A 20,719-nucleotide genomic window follows, 5' to 3' on the forward strand; every position below is an offset into this window, starting at 1 on the left:
AAATAGAGCACTTCATTAATTTAGTGCAAAATCGAAAGCAATTAGCCTGTTTTTCGACATGACTACGGTGTGTTTTTGTGCTGAAAATGATATACTACTAATTGTGAATTAAGCGGAAGGGGGGACATTGCATGCGCAAAAAAAATCCATCTAAAAAGAAACGTGCAGCTAGTGTCAAAGCAAAACAGCGTGCAAATCTTTCGTTTCGAATGAATGTACTTTTCTTTTCAATTTTCCTTTTGTTTTCTATGTTAATTTTGCGTTTAGGATATATGCAAATCGTTAAAGGTGAAGAATATGTGAGAGAATTAGCGCAAACTGAAGAAGTAACGGTAAATTCTAGCGTACCTCGTGGCCGAATATATGATAGACAAGGCCGTGTTTTAGTTGATAATGAACCAAAGAATGCGATTACTTATACAAAATTACAGTCGACAACAACGAAAGATATGTTGGATGTTGCAAATAATCTAGCAAAACTCATTAAAATGGATACGAAACCCATCACAGATCGAGATAAAAGAGATTATTGGATAACTCTGAACAAAGAAAAGGCGTACGCAAAAGTAAGTAAGAAAGAACAGCAAGACATTAATAATGATTCAGATCTAGAACAGAAAGAAAAACAGGCAAAGCTAGATCAATTAGTACGCGATCGAATTACTAATGATGAATTAAGAGAATTAACAAAAAAAGATTTACAAGTGTTAGCTATTTATCGATTAATGGCAGCAGGTTATTATTTATCACCGCAAATTATTAAGAGTGATAATGTAACAAATAAAGAATTTGCTATTGTATCGGAAAATTTATCTGAGCTACCTGGTGTAAATACTACAACAGATTGGGCTCGTGTGAAAAAATCTTCTTTAAGTATTTTAGGTTCAACGACAACGCCAAGGGAAGGTATTCCAAAAAATTTGGTAGACTATTATTTGGCGCGTGATTATTCTCGAAATGATCGTGTAGGTAAAAGTTATATTGAACAACAGTATGAAGAGATATTACAAGGCCAAAAAGCCGTTGTCAAAAATGCGACAAACGGCAAAGGACAAGTTGTAGATACAGAAACAACTTCTGAAGGATCACCAGGAAAAGAATTAATGCTTACTATTGATAGTGAATTACAAGAAAGCGTTGATAAAATTGTTGAGGAGCAATTGCTATTTGCAAAAGCTCAAGGGGCTTCATCATTACTAGATCGTGCATTTCTTGTCATGATGAATCCAAATACAGGTGAAGTTTTATCGATGGTTGGTAAGAAACTCGAGACAGATGAAAATGGTAAAATGACTGTAGATGATTATGCCATTGGTAATTTTACATCGGCTTATGAAGTAGGTTCTGTTGTGAAACCAGCAACACTTTTAACGGGATATTCTCAAAATGCTATCAAAGTGGGCGAGCCGATGCTTGATACCCCTATTAATATCGCAGGTACAATAAAATCATCTGTTTTCAATCGAAGTGGTGCAATTATGTTGAATGATTTAACTGCATTAGAACGTTCATCCAATGTTTATATGTTTAGAACGGCCTTTCGTATTGCGGGAGTTAACTATGTACCAGGAGCAGGTTTAGCTGTTAAACAAGAAGACTTTACTAAAATTCGTAATTCTTATGCACAATTTGGTTTAGGTGTGAAAACGGGTATTGACTTACCAGGCGAATTTGAAGGTGTGAAAGGGACTGAAACTCTGTCAGGTAAACTACTTGACTTAGTAATTGGTCAGTATGATACATTTACACCAATGCAGTTAGCACAATATGTATCTACAATCGCGAATGGTGGAACACGTATACAGCCTCACTTAGCGAAAGAAATCAGAGAACCATCAGTTGATGGCAAAACTTTAGGACCAGTTGTAGAAGAATTCGCTCCTAAAGTATTAAATACAATTGACAATTCGAAAGTAGAAATTAATCAGGTAAAAGAAGGTATGAGACGGGTATACTTTGGTAGCCAAGGTTCAGGGGCTGGTTACTTCCGTGATGCAAAATTTACGGCTGCAGGTAAGACAGGTACTGCTCAATCGGTTTATTATGGACCGAAGAAAAGTGCTTATGGTACCGCAACTTTGTCTGTTTCACATATAGGCTTTGCACCATATGAAAATCCTGAGATTGCATATGCAGTATTAGTACCATGGATTTCTACGAATGAAAATCAGTATGTGGCTATCAATAACATCATTGCTCGCAAAGCTGTAGACAAATACTTTGAACTCCAAAAGAAAAACATGAAAAAAGAAAAACAAAAAGTAGGAGAAAAAATTCAAAAGCCTATTACAAAAGAGCAGATTGATGAAGATGATGCTCAAAAAATGGATGCTCAATAAAATGACTTTCTTCTATTAAAATAGTTAAATGCCTCACATTGTACAAAATACATTGTGAGGCGTTTTTTTGTTTACATTATTACAAAAAACGACAGCGATTTACAAAGCATTTACAATACCTTTATATATCCTTACATTACGTTTATATGTTCTCAACATGTCTACTTTATAGTTAACAGTGTAGTAAACAAACACAAAAACCTTAGGGGGAACAAACAGATGAAAAACTGGAAGTACTTCATGGCGACATCAATTGTAGGCTCGGCACTTTTGTTAGGAGCATGTGGCAGTGACACAGAAGAAGGTAGTAAAACGTCAAACAGCGGTGCATCTAGCCAAGAAACAAATGCGGGTGCAAGTGAGCAACTAGAAGGAAAAATCGCAGGAGACGGTTCTTCAACTGTAGCGCCAATCATGGAAGCAATCGTAGAGGAATATACAGCTGTTCAACCTAAAGTACAAGTTTCAGTAGGTGTCTCTGGAACTGGTGGAGGATTTGAAAAATTCATAGCAGGTGAGACGGCGTTTTCTAACGCATCTCGTGAAATTAAAGAAGAAGAGGCTGCTAAGTTAAAAGAAGCAGGCATTGACTATACAGAAATGAAAATTGGTTATGATGGTTTATCTATCGTAGTAAATAAAGAGAATGATTGGATAGAAGATTTAACTGTAGAACAATTAAAACAAATTTGGACTGAAGATGGTAAAGAAAAGAAATGGTCTGATATCGATCCATCTTGGCCAAAAGAGAAAATCGTTTACTACTCTCCTGGTACTGACTCAGGAACATATGACTACTTCGATGAAGTCATTTTAGACGGTAAAGATTTAGCGAAAAAAGCAACTCTATCAGAAGATGATAACGTACTAGTACAAGGTGTTGAAGGAGATAAAAACGCTATTGGATTCTTCGGTTATGCCTACTACTTAGCAAATAAAGATAATCTTAAAATTGTTAAAGTCGGCGGAATTGAGCCAACAAATGAAACAATTAAATCAGGTGAATATTCACCTCTCTCTAGACCACTATTCATCTACGTGAAGAATAGAGAAGTAAAAGAAAATGCAGCATTCTATAACTTTATGAAATACGCTCTTGAAAATGCTGGTGATATGGCAGAAGCTGTAGGCTATGTTAGAACACCGGATGAAGATTACAAAAAAGACTTAGATGCTTTAGAAGGCTTGAAATAATCACTGGCTAGGGGAGCGAGTAGCAAAACGCTACCTGCTCCCTTTTTACTGAAGGGGGACTTCAACTTGGCTGTAAAAGAATCGACGGATAAGCTGTCTGTTCAGGATTTAATTGCACAATCACGTGGTAAGGGATCTAAAAAGATAGTAGAAAAAGTAATGCCAATCTTACTGTTTACCACTGCTTTAATATCGGTATTAACAACGTTTGGAATAGTCTTCACACTTATTTTTGAAACATTTGAATTCTTTAAGGAAGTACCTATCATTGACTTCTTATTTGGTACGGAATGGCTACCATTCTCAAGCAGGGAGCCGATGTACGGAATTTTACCGCTAATTTTAGGAACGCTAAAGGTAACAGTTATTGCAGTTTTAGTAGCAGTTCCACTGGGTATTGCAGCAGCAATATACCTTAGTGAATATGCAAGTGATCGTACACGACGTATGATCAAGCCAGTTCTAGAAGTATTAGCAGGTATTCCGACAATTGTTTATGGATTCTTTGCACTGACATTCGTCACTCCTATGTTACAAGAATTGATTCCAGGGTTGAAAATCTTTAATGCACTGAGTCCAGGAATTGTCGTAGGAATCATGATATTACCGATGATTGCTTCGCTTTCTGAAGATGCAATGACTTCTGTACCAAATGCAATGCGAGAAGGTGCTTTGGCACTTGGTTCAACAAAACTGGAAGTAGCGATCAAAATTGTGTTACCAGCAGCTTTATCTGGAATATTAGCTTCGGTAGTACTTGCGGTATCACGTGCAATTGGTGAAACAATGATTGTATCTCTTGCTGGAGGAGCGACACCAACATTTGACTTTAGCGTTACGGATTCAATCCAAACGATGACGGCATATATTGTACAAGTTTCAACAGGTGATGCTGGGTATGGAACAACTATTTACTACTCAATTTACTCAGTTGGATTTACATTATTCATCTTCACATTGCTGATGAATTTACTCGCACATTTCATTTCAAAACGCTTTAGGGAGGAATATTGATGGTGAAATATGTTGATCATACGCAAGTCGTGAAGCGCATGAATGGACGACTAGTTGTAAATAAGCTGTTGAGAACAGTCTTCCTATTAGCAACACTTTTTGCCTTAGCAACTCTTGGTATATTAGTTTACCGTATGTTTGATCAAGGTTGGGGTTATTTATCGGTAGACTTTATATCAAACTTTGCTTCTAGATTCCCAGAAAAAGCAGGGATTAAAGCTGCACTTGTTGGTTCCATCTTTTTAATGCTAGTTGTGGCACCAGTTTCCCTGTTTCTTGGGGTAGGAACGGCAATTTATTTAGAAGAGTATGCGAAGCAAAATAAAATAAACGCCTTCATCCGCATGAATATCTCTAATTTAGCAGGAGTTCCTTCTATAGTATTTGGATTACTTGGTTTAACGATATTCGTTCGTTCACTAGCTTTAGGGAAAAGTGTACTAGCGGCAGGACTTACAATGAGTTTGCTGATCTTACCTGTTATTATAGTGGCTGCACAAGAAGCAATTCGTTCTGTACCGAAAGAATTAAGGGAAGCATCATACGGTATGGGAGCAACAAAATGGCAAACGATTTTAAAAGTTGTTTTACCATCAGCGGTGCCTGGGATCCTAACAGGAAGTATTTTAGCACTGTCGCGAGCTATAGGTGAAACTGCACCGCTTGTTGTATTAGGAATTCCAGTGATTGTACATTTCTTACCAGATGGCATTTTGAGCGAATTCACAGCTTTACCGATGCAAATCTTTGACTGGGCAAAACGCCCGCAAGAGGAATTTCAATATGTTGCAGCGGCAGGGATTCTAGTGTTGATGACATTCTTGGTTATCTTAAACTCAATTGCCGTCTTAATTCGAAATAAATTTCAGCGTCGTTATTAAAAACTAGGGGGCTTCAATGATGGTTAAACTTCCAGTAAATGAAGTATATGAAACAAAAGGACAAAAATTAAAAGTAATTTCAAACGAAGACAAACGAACAGTGTATCACTCTAAAAACTTGAACTTATGGTACGGTGAACATCATGCCTTAAAAGATATAAATCTTGAGATGAAAGAAAATGAAGTAACGGCTATTATTGGTCCATCTGGTTGTGGTAAATCGACGTATATTAAAACATTAAATCGAATGGTCGAGCTAATCCCATCTGTTCGTACAGAAGGTGAAATTTTATACCGTGAGCGTAATATTCTAAATAACAAATACCAAGTTGAAGAATTGCGTACTAAAGTCGGTATGGTATTTCAAAAACCAAACCCGTTCCCAAAATCTATTTACGACAATATCGCTTATGGTCCACGTATTCATGGTATTAAAAATAAGAAAATCCTCGATGAAATTGTGGAAAAAAGTTTACGTGGAGCAGCGATATGGGATGAGGTTAAAGATCGCCTAAACCAAAATGCATATGGTTTATCAGGTGGACAGCAACAGCGGATTTGTATCGCTAGATGCCTTGCCATTGAACCAGATGTCATTTTAATGGATGAGCCAACTTCAGCATTAGATCCGATTTCTACATTAAAAGTTGAAGAGTTAGTACAGGAATTAAAAGAAAACTATTCGATTATTATTGTGACGCATAATATGCAACAAGCAGCACGTATTTCTGATAAAACGGCATTTTTCCTAAATGGAGAAGTGATAGAGTATGCGGCTACGAACCATATCTTCTCTACACCAACTGATAAAAGAACAGAAGATTATATTTCCGGTCGATTCGGTTAAGGAGGAATAGAAAGATGACGGTTCGTGAAAAATTTGATAATGATTTAAAGCGAGTGCAGGGGCTAATGTTAGATTTATGCCATATGTCAATTCATGCATTAGAGAAATCAGTTGAGGCTCTTTTTAACCAAGATATTGATGCGGCACTATTATTAATAGATCAAGATCGTTTTATCAATAGGTTAGAAGAACATTTAAATGATGAAGTCATTTTATTGATTGCCAAGCAACAACCCGTTGCGACGGACTTACGTCGCTTAATCGTCATGATTAAGGCTGCCTCAGATATGGAGAGAATTGGGGATTATGCTGTAAATATCGCCAAAGAGACGATTCGTCTTGGTGAAACGAAAGTTGTCTATCCTACGGAGAAAATTGCACAAATGCGGGATCAAGCAATCGCTATGTTAAAAAATATGGTACAGGCATTTATAGAAGAAGATATGAATAAAGCCAAGGAAATTGCGCTTTTAGATGATCAAATTGATGCTTTATATGGAGAAGCGATTGTTGAAATTTTAAATACGCCGACCGAAAATATGAAAGATATTGGCCAAGTGGCGCAATTATCTTTTGTTTGTCGCTATTTAGAGCGTTCGGCAGATCATGCCACCAATTTAGCTGAGTTGTTATTTTACCTAGTGAAGGGTAAGCATTATGAGTTGAATCAATAACAATTCCATATTAGAAAGCAAGCTGACTAATTAGCCAGCTTGCTTTTTGTTGTCCAAATTGCATGACAGATGCAATAATAATGATCTGTTTTTAACTTTTCAGAGTTTAAATGAAAAAACGTCCATTGAGTACTCTAAATACTCAATGGACGTTTAAGTTTTTTAGAACTAAATGATCTGAGTGCATTTCAATTATTTACTACGTGTAATTTTCTTAACAATTTCAGCGGTAGTCATTTTGACATTTAAATCGTAAGTACCAATTTGAAGACTAGATGCTTTGTCATTTTTGATGACGTAAAGCTCGAAGTCACCAGCGTCTTTAATTATACCGGCTTTCTCAAGAGCTGAACTTACTTCTGAAGTACCCATTCCCTTTTTTATAACAAGTGTAAACGACTTAACAGTTTTTTTAGCTGAAGTATTTACAGCTACAGTATTATTTTTTAATGCGCTGTAGTCCGTTTGTATTTTAGCAAGCTGCTCTTTTGCTTCAGCAGCTTCCTTGTTGATTGCTTCTAGTTCGGATTTTTTGATAAGAACCGTACCTCTAGGAACATTTATATTCGCAGCTTCTGTGTCAGTGTCACTTGTTATAAAATCCACGAAGGTAAAGCTAGCACCTGCTAGAAAAAGAGCGATACCAAATGCTCGGATGGATGATTTTCTCATACGCGGCTGCCTCCACTTTGAAGGACTTCTTGTACCTGCTCCATTGATAGCGAAGAGCGTTTACTAATTTCAGGGATAGTATAGCCCTGCTTATGTAGCGTTTGCACTTGACTAATGATGATTTTGTGAATACCTTTAGTGGATGTAGCTACGGGAGATGCTGCTTTTTTAGGTTTTCCTATTAATTTGGGCTCTAATAATAATTCTTCCTCAATCACTTTTAAGCGACGCTTAAGTTGATGCGTTTCCTGATAAAAATTAAGCGAAAGTTCTTCAACATCGCCCTCGATTTGTGTCGAATGATCTTTGATGAAAAACGAAACAATTATTACGATAATCCCGACAATCATTAATATAGATGATAATTCCAAAATCTTTCACCTCAATAGGTTTAAATAGTTGTGATACCATTTTATCATAAAGTAGGACATAATACTCCTGCTCTTCAAACAGTATCCCACGTTTAGCCACGTATTAGACGAAATTTCCAGAAGAAATGACAGTAGATTTTTTCCGAAGTTATGATATAATAAGTTAGTCGTATAAATCATGCTCACTAAAGACATTTTATTCTTGATATAGAGTGGGAGGGGTAAAGATGCGCGTTAATATTACATTAGCTTGCACTGAATGTGGCGAACGTAACTACATTTCTAAGAAAAACAAGCGTAACAATCCAGAACGTCTTGAATTGAAAAAATATTGCTCTCGTGATAAGAAGAACACTCTTCACCGTGAAACGAAGTAATAACTGTTGCCAAAACCACGAGTGGTTTTGGCTTTTTCCGTTCTTTGGACTAAAAGGAGTGAACCCCTTGGATAAAAAAACACTACGTCAAGATATGAGAGTACAGCTTGCTCAAATGTCAAAAGCGCAATATGATGCATACTCACTGCAAATTCACGAACAACTATTAAGAGAATCTTCTATTAAAAAGGCAAATGTGATTGGTTTAACTATATCAGCCTTTCCAGAAGTGAATACAATACCATTAATTGAAAAACTCTGGTCACAAGGCAAACGAGTAGCGGTCCCTAAATGCGAACCTAAAACACGTGCTATGATATTCTATGAAATTACATCATTCGATCAATTAGAAACGGTCTATATGCAACTGAAAGAACCAATTCCTACTTTAACAAAAGAAGTACCAAAGGAAGAAATCGATTGTTTGATAGTTCCTGGTGTTGTATTTGATCGGTTTGGTTATCGCGTAGGCTTTGGTGGCGGCTACTATGATCGTTATTTAGTCAGTTATAACGGAGAGCGCATTACCTTAGCATTTGAAGTACAACTCATACATAAAGTACCGACAGATCAATATGATTTACCGGTTCATAAAATAATTACAGAGACAAGCGTGATTAATTGTCTCGAATATCGAAAGGAGTCACAATCAGTCGATGAAAACAGTATATGATGTGATGCAATTTTTGAAACGCTTTGGTACATTTATTTATACAAAAGATCGTGTTGCGGATTTAGAACTGATGGAGGATGAAATAAGAGAACTTTATTCCTCACATCTAATAGACATACAGGATTACCAAATGGCTTTGATGATCCTACGCCAAGAAATTTCGAAAGAAAAACGGAATAGACAATAAATGTAAAGGAGTGGTAGAATTTATTTTCTACTACTTTTTTTAAAGATTAATGAAACTTTTACATGACTCATCCGTCTAATAAAGAGTCTGTAATAAAAACGGAAGATTGATTATATAATATGTGATGTAACATTTTTGTTGCGTTGTTGTAAAAAAAGGATTATGATATATTTTGTTTCTTTCATATATGAAACTAAAATTGTAAAGAACGAAAGAAAGTAGGAGGATGTTAGGAATGAATTTTAAAAAAGCACCTAAACATTCAATTTTGGCTTTAGCAATACTAGCCACTTGGATCAAGACTTATATAACATATCAAACAGCGTTTGATATGAAAATTGAAAATACAATGCAACAACTGATTCTGTTTATCAACCCACTTAGCTTTTTGCTATTTATTTATGGGTTGTCGTTATTCTTTAAAACAGCAAAAGCACGTAATCGCTATATAATTATCACAAATATTATACTAGCAATTGTTTTATATGCTAACGTTGCTGTATACCGCTTCTTCGATGATTTTATAACTTTACCGATGCTGTTCCAAACAAGTAACTTCGGTGACCTAGGAAACTCTGCATTATCTTCTATGTACTTTACAGATGTTTTCTACTTTACAGACGTTATTTTGTTAATACTAGCAGTTAAATTTTTACCTGCTGCAAAAGAAATTTTCGTAGTTAAACCGAAAATGCGTCGTACGTATTTTGTGTTATCTTGTGCAATGTTATTCTTAAACCTTGGTTTAGCTGAAACAGAACGTCCACAGTTATTAACACGTAGCTTTGACCGTGAAATTTTAGTGAAGAATATTGGTACTTACAATTACCATCTATATGATATTTACATTCAATCAAAATCACATGCTCAACGTGCATTAGCTGATGGTAGTGAATTAACAGAAGTTACGAACTACGTAAAATCTAATCCAGCTAAAGCTGACGATAAAATGTTTGGTGTTGCAAAAGACCGTAACGTTATTGTAATCTCGCTTGAATCAACTCAGGACTTTGTCATTAATAATGAAATGAATGGTCAAGAAATTACGCCGTTTTTAAACTCTTTAACAAAAGATAAAGACACATTCTACTTCGATAATTTCTATCACCAAACTGGTCTTGGAAAAACATCGGATGCTGAATTTATTGTTGAAAACTCATTATTCGGAACAGGTCGAGGAGCTGTCTTCTTCACAAACAGTGGAAACACATACAATTCGATGGCTGAACGTTTAAATGGTGAAGGCTACTATACTTCAGTACTACACTCAAATAATAAGAGTTTCTGGAACCGTGATATGATGTATCATGCATTTGATATCAAGAAATTCTATGATATTGATTCATTCGATGTAAATGATGAAAACTCAGTTAACTGGGGATTAAAAGATATTCCGTTTATGGAACAATCAGTAGATATTATGAAAACAATGCCACAACCATTCTATACACGTATGTTATCTTTAACAAACCACTATCCATTTACTTCTGATGAAGAGGATCAATTCATTGAGCCTTATACATCTGGAGATGGTACAGTGAATCGATATTTCCAAACAGTCCGTTATACAGACGAAGCTATTAAAAAGCTGTTTGCTGATTTAAAAGAAAAAGGTTTATATGATAATTCTATCATTGTAATGTATGGTGACCATTATGGTATTTCAGAAAACCATAACAAAGCAATGGAACAATATTTAGGTAAAGAAATCACACCATTTGAAACAGCGAAGCTTCAACAAGTACCATTCTTCGTGCATATTCCTAACTCAGGTGTAGGTAAAGTAATGCATGAAGTATCAGGTCAATTGGATATTCGCCCAACACTATTACACTTATTAGGTGTTGATACATCTAATGACTTACAATTAGGTGCAGACTTATTCTCTAAAGACCATGAAGACTTCGTTACATTCCGTGATGGTCGTTTCGTTACTGATAAACTAGTTTATGCTGGTGAAGTTTGTTACGATAACGAAACAGGTGAGAAAACGGATCAAGCAAAATGTGAACCGTTTATTGAAAGAGCAAATAAAAAGCTAGAATACTCTGACCAAATTATTAACGGTGATTTACTCCGCTTTTATGATGAAAAAACCGGAGCTCTAAAATCAAATTCAGAAGAAACTAAATAAATCCTTTTGAAAACCTACATGAATCTATTCATGTAGGTTTTTTTGTGGAAATCCATAATTTTCTACTTATAACGAAACCTTTTTAGTTTATAATCGTATAATAGATGTGGGTGAAGAGGAGGCACAATATGAAAAAGTTTATAATGTATCTAGTCCTCGCTTGTGCCATTTTCCTAGTTGGGTGTAATAAAGAAGCTTCACTACCAAATTTAGATGCGGATTCAAATAACCCTAAAGCGGTTGAACAAAAAAGGGTTGCAACAGAAGTTCTTGATTATTCTATGAAGACAGAAGATTTACATAGTATTGTTGGGTTTCTATCTGAAACAACAATTTTATATGTTGCTTATGAATCAGACAGTTTCCACCTAGTAACTTACAATTTAATAACAGGTGAAAAAGAGAAGATTTATTCAGAAAAGGACCAAATTATTCAAGTAATGATCCATCCTTCTAAAAAGCAAATTATAGTTCAATCTTCCGAACACTCCTCATCTGCAACGGTTAAGATGATTTCGCTAAAAGGTAAAATTCTTCATAGTGTCGATATTCAATCATCGGAGTTATCAATTATGTGGAATCCTAATAACCCTCAATTAGTCGCCTTCACAGCATTCCAGGGGGATTTTTCGTACCAATGTTATGTATTTGATGGTGAACAAGAAAAGTTGCATAAGATTAATCCTAGTAATCCATTTTTAGTTTGGCAGTCAGAAGATATTTTACTATATAACCGTTGGACAGCTCGTCAGCTTAATGGTGGTAAAATAGTAGAATTGAATTGGAAGACTGGCCGGGAACAACAAACTGATTTAAAAAAAGTTGTCTATTTGGATGCAGAGAAGGATGCTAGATTAACAGTTCAAATTGATTTCGAAACAGAACAGTTTTCTTATTTATTAAAAAACAAAAATAAGGAAATCACTTGGCAAGCACCTGCATTAAGTAATTATTCCCAATGGTTTGTTCCGGATTTAGTTTGGTTAGAGGATCAATCAGTGATTGCGATCATACCAACTGAAGGTGGTTTGTTGGATAATTATTCAGGTAAATTTAAGTTGATGAAAATTTCAGAAGAAAAAGTAGAAGAATTAATAACGCTAGATGAGTATACAATGATTAGTTGCTCTCCAAAAGGCTCACTTTGTTTATATGGCAATGATTTAGAGCAAGTTATGTCGTTTGAACCTTACAAAAAGAAAAAATGGTTAACCCTTGAATAGAAGACAAAAAAAAGCTGTGGTATAAAAACCACAGCTTTTGTTGTCCCACTTTGTATTAGTGAAGAGATGGTGGGAACCCTTGATTTAAGATAGTCATAAATACGAACCATCCGAACACTGCAAATGTAGCAAAGTTAAAAGCAATTCCTAGAACGCTTTTTTCTTTAAGAGACTGTACAGTGCCAACTAGACCTAGAATTGCGACTAGGCCAAAAATAACCATTAATAAGTTCAATATAGACACTCCTTTCGACATCCGAAAATGAATGCCGCAAACAATATTCCTCTTCTATTGTAAAGCTAATTAGTACTTTTGTCGAGATTAAAAAGTGACGGATATTTGAACGAAGGCTGTTATCATATATGTGCCATTTTATGAAGGAATCTGTATAATATAGTGGAGGTGAATAGAATGTTAAATATTCGAACATATACATTAGGACCAGTTCAAACAAATTGCTATATTATTTCAAATAAAAAGAAAGAATGTCTTGTGATTGATCCGGGTAGTGAAGGTGAGAGACTTGTACAGCAATTAAGAGCATTAAATTTGCGTCCATTAGCTATTTTGTTAACACATGCTCATTTTGATCATATTGGAGCAGTAGATGCAGTAAGAGATGCTTTTAAAGTACCTGTTTATTTACATAAGGCAGAAACAGATTGGCTAATTGATCCAATGAAAAATGGCTCTGGCCGATATGCGGAATTACCAAATATAACAACACGTCCCGCAGATCATGTGATTGATCAACCACAAAAATTAACTATAGGACCTTTTGAATTTGAGATTGTACACACTCCAGGTCATTCTCCTGGTAGTGTTTCATTTATATTCAAAGATGAAGGATTTGCGATAGTTGGAGATACTCTCTTCCAAGGTAGTGTAGGTCGCACAGATTTAGTAGGTGGTAATGAAAAACTATTATTAAAATCCATCCATGATAAGCTCTTATCACTAGATGAGAATCTAATCATTTACCCAGGTCATGGAGACGCGACTACTGTTGGAACTGAAATGGAGCAAAATCCGTTTTTGAATGGGTTTTTGTAAAATTTAAGGTTAAAAATAAAGAAAAACCGACTAGTGAGTGAAATCTTACTAGTCGATTTTTTTTATGTATTTTGATAGAGAACATATTAGCTTAGATCATGTTTACTTTTATTTTTTCTGGAATCATAACAACTTCGGTTGATAGATTAACTGGTATAAAGGTTGGGTCAATGCATTCATCCCAATAGTCTAAATGCTTTTTATCAATCCAATGTGTAGAGTCCTCTACAGCATTGCCACCTGTTTCTTGTACAGCATACCAATATAAATACTCCTCATTATTCCAAACTTCACGGAAGATTGTTTCAACGTACATTTTTTCACCTTCCAATGTAACAAGAACATCCTTCATGTTATCATTTAAAAACTTTAACCATTCCGTAACTTTTTCCGATTTCCCTTGTTGAACTCGATATCTCGTGCATTCAATTTCTAGCATAAATCATTCCTCCATTCGTTTTTTGACACAATAATAATTTACTAATATTACAAACAAAAGTAATATATGTTTAATTATAGATAAACAAAATGGTAAATACAACCATATTTTGTATGAGGTTTGGTAGAGATAGCTTATGTGGATTTAAATTATTGGAAATAGATAGATGGTTGAAAAACACTTTCGGAAGTTAAGGAGAGGAATAGTGTGAATGATACAAACTTGTTTATGAAGTGATGATTACTGTAGAAAATGTTCATGTAGCATTTTATAAGTATAGGATCACTTATAAAGCGAGAGAATATTATCGAATATAAAGACGTGAATATTCTGCTAAATTAAAAAGGGGTGAGTTAGTGCAACAAACAACGGAGTTAGCACAACAAACAACGGAGTTAGCGCAACAAACAGCCGTGATAGCGCAACAAACCTCAAAGATAGCACAACAAACAAATTTAAACACAAAAAAAAGAGGCTATGGAGGCCTCTTAAATAGAAGATATAAATCTTCTTCATCTAGGGGATGTTTCTCACCATATAGAATGGAGAGGGTTAAAGTTAAGCTACAGTTACAATTATAACAATCATTAATAAGGTGTCAATAGTGGAAAATGCACAAAATAAAAAAGACAGTTTTGGACTGTCTTTTTTATTTACTATTAATGTCCTCCGCCTGCAACGTGAATGAATGTAGTATAGTACGTGAAGCCTGCGAAGAAAACTGTTAAGTAAGCACCGAAGATGTACATATACATACGTTCCGTTAGGTTTAAGTATCCTAATAGAAGGAAAAACCCTGTATTAGCTAAGAATAATAGCGAAACTTCTGTCATATCACCTAAATAAAACATAACTGCGAAAATCCCTGTCCAGAAGCCCATTACTTTATACATATTATCCATATATGATTCCCTCCTTTTGCGACGACACAATAATCTCTTATCCATTATAAATGATTTGAAACCAACATGTAAACCGCTACTTAGGTTAACTTTGTGACAAAGCAGTGTAAAAAATCAAATATCAATTCGATAAGTGCAGTATTTACAGCTTTCAATCATGCTATCAATTTGAGCAAATTCTTGTACATCAAATAGGTGTTCAAATTGGCCTTTTAAGAATGATTCATGCAAATCACAAACGAGTGATGCGTGTTTTTCAATCTGACTATGGAAAGGGCAATTATAAACAGCAAAGCGGATTGTTTTTCCTTCTGGCTTATCGAGAATTACAGGTACATAACCAATTAATGAGGATGCTTCTGTAATTATTTCTACACGTTCATCAAATGAAAGGAGCGCTTTATCCCATTGACGATTAGATAAGATTGATTGAATTTGTTCGACACCTTTTTTGTAGCAAATCTTTTTACCAATAGTATTGGCATCTTCACCAAGTTCTATAATGATTTCTAGAACCCAACTTAATAATTCTTCATAATTTCGTTGAGGGAAGGTTAGAGCAATGCCGTTAGTAACGGCTTTGTATTTTCTTCCAGGTCGGCCGCCTTTTCCTGTCTTTTCATATTCAGACGTAATTACATCAATTTCGTTTAATTTAGTTAAATGAAGTCGTGCTACGTTTGGGTGAATTTTGAATTTGTCAGCAATGTTTTGGACTGAGAAAGAATCTTTTTCTTGTAACATATATTGATAAATTGAAAATCTTGTTTCATCTGCTAGTGTACTTGTGATTTTTAATGGATGTAACATGAAAAGGTTCCACCTCCTGTATATTTATCTATATTATAAAACAATATAAAATATCTATCAGTATAAAAACTGATATATTTAAAAAAATAAGTAGAATAATGTAAAAAAGTGAAAGATTACTAGTCTTTTTTCATTGAAAATCTATTTTTAGATAGTGAAAATGTTTCAAAATTATATTATATGCATTTTCAACAAAGCATAATATTAATTTACACAATTGTATATATTTTCTTGTTTTTGCGGTGTATAATTTCGCTAACGGATAAGGAGCGGTCGTTATTCGTCGTGGTAGAAAGGGGGCAATATGTCATTTACTGAGACAGTTGTGGAGCAAAAAAGTGAGCATCTATTGTTGAAGGCAATACATTTTGGCGCATCTGACTTACATTTAATGCCTAGTGAAAACGACTATTTACTATACTTTCGAAAATATGGGCAGCTCGTGTCTGCTGGACAACTTCCCCCAGAATTGGGTGATCGGATGATTTCCTATTTTAAATTCCTCTCCTCTTTAGATATTAGTGATAAGCGTAGACCTCAAAGTGGTTCATTTCAGCAGGTTTTAAATGAACAGCCAATTGCTTTTCGCGTATCCACTTTACCTTCCATTTTCATGAAAGAGAGCTTGGTCATTCGCATAATGTTGCAGGATCATGCTATTCCAATTTCTTCTCTATGTTTATTCGCTGAATCGGCTAAGCATTTATTGCAATTAGTGAAAAAGAGACAAGGCATCTTATTTTTCACCGGCCCAACTGGATGCGGCAAATCTACATCATTATATTCCCTTATACATTATTGCTCTAATGAACTAAAAAAGCACGTCATATCCTTAGAGGATCCAGTGGAAAATAGTCAATCCAATTTATTGCAAATTCAAGTAAATGAAAGAGCCGGTGTTACATACGCAACCGGACTAAAAGCAATTTTAAGACATTCCCCAGATATTATTATGATTGGAGAAATACGTGATCAAGAAACGGCTAAAATTGCAATTGAAGCTGCATTAACAGGGCATCTTGTATTAACTACTATACATTCAATGGATTCAATCGGCTGTTTATTCCGTTTACTAGATTTGGGCGTCTCCTTAGAAGAGTTAAGGCAATCAGTAATTGGGGTCGTAGCACAGCGATTAGTAAAGAAAGCAAATTCTCAAGATGAAGATAGATTATCGGCCATTTATGAGATATTAGCAGAAAAAAATCTAGCAGAAGCCATAGAGCACGTGAAGAGTGATGAAAAATTCATATTGCCACTAGAACTCTCTTTAGAAGGGCAGATGAAAAAAGGGGTGAGTTCGGGTGCAATTACAGCACAACCTTCACCGATTTAGTAAAACTTTACCCAAGGTGAAAGATAGGGCAAGCTTTTTGAAAAAGATGAGTGTATTGCTAACGGAAGGCTATACATTTCGGGATGCATTATCAATGTTACTACCCCATCATGTTGAAGAATTATCAGAAGTGGAATTTTTGGTTGAAGAAAAATTTCGAAGTGGTTCTCATATGAGTGAAATCCTACAATTGCTTGGCTATCAGAAAAGCTATTTAATGACAATTCATGTGGCTGAGCAACAAGGAAGAGTTGTAAGAGCCCTTGAATCTATAGCAAGTCAAATGATAACGAAAGAAGAAACGCAAAAAAGACTACAAAAGCTAATGGCCTATCCTGCGATTTTGTTTGTCTTTTTAGTTCTGCTCTTTTTTGGATTTCGGACCTACTTTTTACCCAATATGTCTTCAATGATGCTTTCTAGAGAAGGTGATGCAAGTGTATCTAAATTAACACTATCCTCTTTTTTCTTGCATATTCCAGATGCCTTGATCATTGCAGCCTGTGGGAGTATCTTATTTGCTTTTGTGGTTTGGAAGAATATTAGCAAGAAAGAAGTTGGGCACCAAATGAAATTGTATTTGAAAATTCCAGTTCTATGTCGATGGTTTCGTCTGCAATTGACACGCCAATTTGCTTATGAGTTGGGTGGGCTTTTAGAAAGTGGTCTTTCAATGCAAGAAAGTTTAATTATTTTACAGCAACAAGAGTTACAACCTTTTATGGCGAAAATAGCAGGTGAAATACGTGAACGAGTTATTTTTGGTGATTCGCTTTCTACTGCGGTAAATCATATGAAGGTTTTTCAAAAAGGATTTAATGGACATATACTTCATGGCGAGGAAGGTGGCAATCTAGGTAGAGAACTTCAAATCTATAGTGATTTTTTGACGGATAAAACCGAAGCGAATATGACTAGAGTGCTAGCTATTATTCAACCTTTACTTTTTTGTATTATCGCAGTTTGTATCCTTGGCGCTTATTTAGCTATTTTATTACCAATGTATGAAATGATGGAAATGGTTTAAGAGAGGAGAACCAACATGGAATTATTGAAACAACAGAAAGGTTTTACTTTAATTGAAATGCTAATTGTTTTGTTTATTATTACAGTGTTGATTTTGATTGCAATACCAAATGTAACAAAGCATTTTAGTACAGTAGATGATAAAGGGTGTAAAGCATATGTCACTATGGTACAAGGACAAGTTGAAGCGTATCGTATTGACGAAAAAAAGTATCCAACATCGATTGAAATGTTGGAGGACACAAAGTATTTAAAGCAAGATACAAATGCATGTGCAGGAAAAAAGATTCAAATTTCTGATGGAGAAGTTTCTACAATAGATGAGTAATAAAGAAGCCGGCTTTACGTTCGTTGAATTGTTATTAGTACTAACGGTTACGATGATAATTTGTTCTATAAGCTTGGCATTAGGCAAAGCAAAGTTGGATGAACGAATGGTGAATCAGTTTTTATATCAATTAATGCTAGATATAGAGCAGGTGCAAAGTGAATCGATTGGTAGCGGGATATTTTCATATCTAGAATTTATCGACGACGGAAAGAAATACAAAGCATATACGTGGGACGGGGAAGGTGATTCTCCAATTAATGCAAGACGTAATTTTTTTACACGCGAACTACCAGAGGGAGTTACGTATAGTTACAGCAGTCCATTACGTCAGATTAAAATTGATCCGCAAGGTACATTCTCAAGTTTTGGTACATTGATTTTTATAACGCCAACTGGGAATAAATCACTAATTATAAACATTGTTAAAGGAAGGATGAAAATTGTGGAATGACAAAGGGAATGCATTACCAGAAACATTATTAACATTAGTTATTATTTTGACGATATTCGGAACCCTCTTACCCGCATTACAAATGATGAAAGGTACTTTAAGTGATAAGAAGATGGCGATGTACGCCGCTGAAACAGCTTACCAAGCTTCTCAACGTGTCGAGCAGGGGGAGCAACTTCAAGGTAGTCGAACAATAGAAAGTGTTAACTATCGATGGCATTTCATGAATAATGAAATATGCGTATTTTATGAAAACTTAAAAGGACAACAGCAGAAATGTATTCGGCCATAAAACGTCTAATAGAAAATCACTCTGGTTATACATTAGCGGATGCCCTTTTGCAATTGATGGTCCTTCTGCTGTTTTCGCAGTTGTTTATGTTCTTCTATCCTTGGTATGAAGAGTCAAATAGAACTTTTCATCAACGACAGGAAATTGAATGGGAGCTATTTACGTATGATTTGCAATCGTATTTGTTGGATATAAAAACAATTGGCTTAGGTGCAAATGCTAATTTACACATTAGAAAGGATGATCGAAGTTTTTCTATCAATAGGTCGAGTGCTGTAGTACGTATGCAAAAAGAAGGGCAAGGAAATGAGCCAATGCTGATGAATGTTTATGAAATACAGTTTTACATTGATGCAAATCGTACAACTTTAACAACAAAAGTATTGTTTACAAATGGCTTAAGGAAGGAGAAAGATTTTGTTATCACGTATGTTAAACAGTGAAAAAGGAATGCTTCTTCCAGTAGCGATGATTCTATTGTTTTTTTGTACGAGTTACCTTTTGAGCACTGTGATGTCTTATGAATCTCATTTTCGAACGTATAATTCATTGGAATCAGCGTATGTTCGTGCTACTATAAATAAAATACAAGAAATTGAAAATAGCACAGAGTAACAGTCGTCGTTGATGAGAAGGTGAGAAAATGAGAAAAGTATATTTAGTAGGGTTTATGGGTTGTGGTAAAAGCGCAATTGGTAGACGTTTAAGCTACTATCTAAAAATGCCCTACTATGATATGGACCAAGAAATTGTTAGAAGAGAGAAAATGACGATTCCTGAAATATTTGAAAAATATGGAGAAGAGCACTTTCGTCAACTGGAGACGGATTTTTTACAGAATTTCCGAGATGAGTTTTGCATCATTTCAACAGGTGGTGGTGTAGCGATGAATCCTCAAAATCGTAAAATAATGCGTCAAACGGGACTAGTCCTTTTTTTAGATGCGACATTTTCAGATATTTGGAAGAGAATCCATAAAGATAAGAACCGTCCAATTGTCCAACGTTCAACAAAGCAAGAATTAGAAGATTTATTTTATAAACGCCGGAAATTTTATAGAGAAGCTACACATATCACAATTCGGACAGAAAACCGTTCACTAAAACAGATTGTTGAATATACAGCTTTTCAAATAAAACGTCTAAAAGGCGAATGAAATATGTAATCAATCTATTTAATGTTCGTCTATAAAGTATTTTACAAAAGTTATTGCATGATACCCCTATTCAATGTTAGGATATAGACGAGACGTATTGTTATAGAACAATGACATAGAAATACTACCAAGATTCCATCTTGGGCGGATGATTGTACGGGGAGAGAACGTCTGGAGACGTCGCCGAAGGAGCAAATAACAAAAGTTATGAATCTCTCAGGCAAAAAGACTCGTACGGGACGCAACTCTGGAGAGAGCTGTATTGATTACAGCCACCAAAGAGGACAGCCGTAATGGTAAAACTTTCAGGTGCATGGACAGAGAATCCTTATTATA

Annotated in this window: 26 protein-coding genes and 2 riboswitches; of the genes, 20 read left to right on the forward strand and 6 right to left on the reverse strand. The window is 35.2% G+C overall.

Going from position 1 to position 20,719, the window contains the following annotated elements:
* Positions 1-131 precede the first annotated feature (131 nt).
* The 6 genes from MHH85_RS04450 to phoU all read left to right on the forward strand — a co-directional run bounded on the left by MHH85_RS04450 (position 132) and on the right by phoU (position 6,949).
* Positions 132-2,339: a peptidoglycan D,D-transpeptidase FtsI family protein gene (locus tag MHH85_RS04450; protein WP_340706054.1), complete on the forward strand. Its 2,208-nt coding sequence runs from the start codon at positions 132-134 to the stop codon at positions 2,337-2,339.
* A gap of 219 nt (positions 2,340-2,558) precedes the next feature.
* On the forward strand, positions 2,559-3,533 hold the full coding sequence (locus MHH85_RS04455; RefSeq protein WP_340706055.1) for a PstS family phosphate ABC transporter substrate-binding protein: 975 nt from the start codon (positions 2,559-2,561) through the stop codon (positions 3,531-3,533).
* 66 nt (positions 3,534-3,599) lie between these two features.
* Positions 3,600-4,547 carry a phosphate ABC transporter permease subunit PstC gene (gene pstC / locus MHH85_RS04460; protein ID WP_340706056.1) on the forward strand — a complete coding sequence of 316 codons (948 nt, stop codon included), beginning with the start codon at positions 3,600-3,602 and terminating at the stop codon, positions 4,545-4,547.
* 2 nt (positions 4,548-4,549) lie between these two features.
* Entirely contained in the window at positions 4,550-5,428 is an 879-nt protein-coding gene (gene pstA, locus MHH85_RS04465; protein ID WP_193741031.1) for a phosphate ABC transporter permease PstA, read from the forward strand.
* Between the two features lie 19 nt (positions 5,429-5,447).
* Positions 5,448-6,275 (forward strand): phosphate ABC transporter ATP-binding protein PstB, encoded by an 828-nt coding sequence (gene pstB / locus MHH85_RS04470; RefSeq protein WP_340708121.1) that lies wholly within the window; start codon positions 5,448-5,450, stop codon positions 6,273-6,275.
* 14 nt (positions 6,276-6,289) lie between these two features.
* Positions 6,290-6,949 carry a phosphate signaling complex protein PhoU gene (gene phoU, locus MHH85_RS04475; RefSeq protein WP_193740457.1) on the forward strand — a complete coding sequence of 220 codons (660 nt, stop codon included), beginning with the start codon at positions 6,290-6,292 and terminating at the stop codon, positions 6,947-6,949.
* Positions 6,950-7,141: 192 nt separating this feature from the next.
* Here the strand turns inward: phoU and MHH85_RS04480 are convergent, their stop codons facing one another.
* Complete coding sequence (locus tag MHH85_RS04480; RefSeq protein WP_340706057.1) at positions 7,142-7,621, reverse strand: endolytic transglycosylase MltG; 480 nt, start codon at positions 7,619-7,621, stop codon at positions 7,142-7,144.
* A complete protein-coding gene (locus MHH85_RS04485; RefSeq protein ID WP_340706058.1) occupies positions 7,618-7,992 on the reverse strand; it encodes a hypothetical protein in 375 nt (124 codons plus the stop codon). Before MHH85_RS04485 ends, MHH85_RS04480 begins: the two co-directional genes overlap by 4 nt.
* A gap of 227 nt (positions 7,993-8,219) precedes the next feature.
* On the opposite strand from MHH85_RS04485, the gene rpmG reads away from it, so the two are divergent.
* The 5 genes from rpmG (at position 8,220) to MHH85_RS04510 (ending at position 12,586) form a co-directional block, all read left to right on the forward strand.
* A complete protein-coding gene (gene rpmG, locus MHH85_RS04490) occupies positions 8,220-8,369 on the forward strand; it encodes a 50S ribosomal protein L33 (protein WP_038186828.1) in 150 nt (49 codons plus the stop codon).
* Positions 8,370-8,436: 67 nt separating this feature from the next.
* Entirely contained in the window at positions 8,437-9,042 is a 606-nt protein-coding gene (locus MHH85_RS04495; RefSeq protein WP_409351160.1) for a 5-formyltetrahydrofolate cyclo-ligase, read from the forward strand.
* Positions 9,026-9,229: a YqgQ family protein gene (locus tag MHH85_RS04500; RefSeq protein WP_053416318.1), complete on the forward strand. Its 204-nt coding sequence runs from the start codon at positions 9,026-9,028 to the stop codon at positions 9,227-9,229. The genes MHH85_RS04495 and MHH85_RS04500 overlap by 17 nt, the downstream gene beginning before the upstream one ends.
* A 235-nt stretch (positions 9,230-9,464) precedes the next feature.
* Positions 9,465-11,363 (forward strand): LTA synthase family protein, encoded by a 1,899-nt coding sequence (locus MHH85_RS04505; RefSeq protein WP_193740452.1) that lies wholly within the window; start codon positions 9,465-9,467, stop codon positions 11,361-11,363.
* A gap of 128 nt (positions 11,364-11,491) precedes the next feature.
* Positions 11,492-12,586, forward strand: coding sequence for a YqgU-like beta propeller domain-containing protein (locus tag MHH85_RS04510; protein WP_340706060.1), 1,095 nt, complete (start codon positions 11,492-11,494; stop codon positions 12,584-12,586).
* A 55-nt stretch (positions 12,587-12,641) separates the two neighbouring features.
* Here the strand turns inward: MHH85_RS04510 and MHH85_RS04515 are convergent, their stop codons facing one another.
* Positions 12,642-12,821 carry a DUF2759 domain-containing protein gene (locus tag MHH85_RS04515; protein ID WP_053416315.1) on the reverse strand — a complete coding sequence of 60 codons (180 nt, stop codon included), beginning with the start codon at positions 12,819-12,821 and terminating at the stop codon, positions 12,642-12,644.
* Positions 12,822-12,998: 177 nt separating this feature from the next.
* Here MHH85_RS04515 and MHH85_RS04520 point away from each other — a divergent pair, with 177 nt between their 5' ends.
* The gene (locus MHH85_RS04520; RefSeq protein ID WP_193740450.1) at positions 12,999-13,640 is read left to right on the forward strand and encodes an MBL fold metallo-hydrolase; all 642 of its coding nucleotides are present in this window, start codon (positions 12,999-13,001) and stop codon (positions 13,638-13,640) included.
* A gap of 91 nt (positions 13,641-13,731) precedes the next feature.
* Here the strand turns inward: MHH85_RS04520 and MHH85_RS04525 are convergent, their stop codons facing one another.
* Entirely contained in the window at positions 13,732-14,079 is a 348-nt protein-coding gene (locus MHH85_RS04525; protein ID WP_340706061.1) for a DUF6176 family protein, read from the reverse strand.
* Between the two features lie 356 nt (positions 14,080-14,435).
* On the opposite strand from MHH85_RS04525, the gene MHH85_RS04530 reads away from it, so the two are divergent.
* Positions 14,436-14,660 carry a hypothetical protein gene (locus MHH85_RS04530; protein WP_340706062.1) on the forward strand — a complete coding sequence of 75 codons (225 nt, stop codon included), beginning with the start codon at positions 14,436-14,438 and terminating at the stop codon, positions 14,658-14,660.
* A 78-nt stretch (positions 14,661-14,738) separates the two neighbouring features.
* Here MHH85_RS04530 and MHH85_RS04535 read toward each other — a convergent pair whose 3' ends face one another.
* The gene (locus MHH85_RS04535) at positions 14,739-14,981 is read right to left on the reverse strand and encodes a DUF2626 domain-containing protein (protein ID WP_193740447.1); all 243 of its coding nucleotides are present in this window, start codon (positions 14,979-14,981) and stop codon (positions 14,739-14,741) included.
* 114 nt (positions 14,982-15,095) lie between these two features.
* Positions 15,096-15,791 carry a helix-turn-helix transcriptional regulator gene (locus tag MHH85_RS04540; RefSeq protein ID WP_340706063.1) on the reverse strand — a complete coding sequence of 232 codons (696 nt, stop codon included), beginning with the start codon at positions 15,789-15,791 and terminating at the stop codon, positions 15,096-15,098.
* 304 nt (positions 15,792-16,095) lie between these two features.
* Between MHH85_RS04540 and comGA the strand changes: the two genes are divergently transcribed.
* The 7 genes from comGA (at position 16,096) to MHH85_RS04575 (ending at position 20,383) form a co-directional block, all read left to right on the forward strand.
* Complete coding sequence (gene comGA / locus MHH85_RS04545) at positions 16,096-17,127, forward strand: competence type IV pilus ATPase ComGA (protein ID WP_340706064.1); 1,032 nt, start codon at positions 16,096-16,098, stop codon at positions 17,125-17,127.
* 16 nt (positions 17,128-17,143) lie between these two features.
* Complete coding sequence (gene comGB, locus MHH85_RS04550) at positions 17,144-18,154, forward strand: competence type IV pilus assembly protein ComGB (RefSeq protein ID WP_340708122.1); 1,011 nt, start codon at positions 17,144-17,146, stop codon at positions 18,152-18,154.
* A gap of 15 nt (positions 18,155-18,169) precedes the next feature.
* Positions 18,170-18,481: a competence type IV pilus major pilin ComGC gene (comGC, locus tag MHH85_RS04555; protein ID WP_193740443.1), complete on the forward strand. Its 312-nt coding sequence runs from the start codon at positions 18,170-18,172 to the stop codon at positions 18,479-18,481.
* On the forward strand, positions 18,474-18,935 hold the full coding sequence (locus MHH85_RS04560; RefSeq protein WP_340706065.1) for a prepilin-type N-terminal cleavage/methylation domain-containing protein: 462 nt from the start codon (positions 18,474-18,476) through the stop codon (positions 18,933-18,935). The genes comGC and MHH85_RS04560 overlap by 8 nt, the downstream gene beginning before the upstream one ends.
* Positions 18,925-19,227, forward strand: coding sequence for a hypothetical protein (locus MHH85_RS04565; protein WP_340706066.1), 303 nt, complete (start codon positions 18,925-18,927; stop codon positions 19,225-19,227). The genes MHH85_RS04560 and MHH85_RS04565 overlap by 11 nt, the downstream gene beginning before the upstream one ends.
* A complete protein-coding gene (gene comGF, locus MHH85_RS04570) occupies positions 19,212-19,670 on the forward strand; it encodes a competence type IV pilus minor pilin ComGF (RefSeq protein ID WP_340706067.1) in 459 nt (152 codons plus the stop codon). The genes MHH85_RS04565 and comGF overlap by 16 nt, the downstream gene beginning before the upstream one ends.
* 200 nt (positions 19,671-19,870) lie before the next feature.
* A complete protein-coding gene (locus MHH85_RS04575) occupies positions 19,871-20,383 on the forward strand; it encodes a shikimate kinase (protein WP_340706068.1) in 513 nt (170 codons plus the stop codon).
* Positions 20,384-20,531: 148 nt separating this feature from the next.
* Positions 20,532-20,625, forward strand: a riboswitch (glycine riboswitch).
* A 3-nt stretch (positions 20,626-20,628) separates the two neighbouring features.
* A riboswitch (glycine riboswitch) is annotated at positions 20,629-20,706 on the forward strand.
* The last annotated feature ends 13 nt before the right edge of the window (positions 20,707-20,719 follow it).

This window comes from Viridibacillus sp. FSL E2-0187 (assembly GCF_038006425.1).
In the GTDB taxonomy this organism is placed as follows: domain Bacteria; phylum Bacillota; class Bacilli; order Bacillales_A; family Planococcaceae; genus Viridibacillus; species Viridibacillus arvi.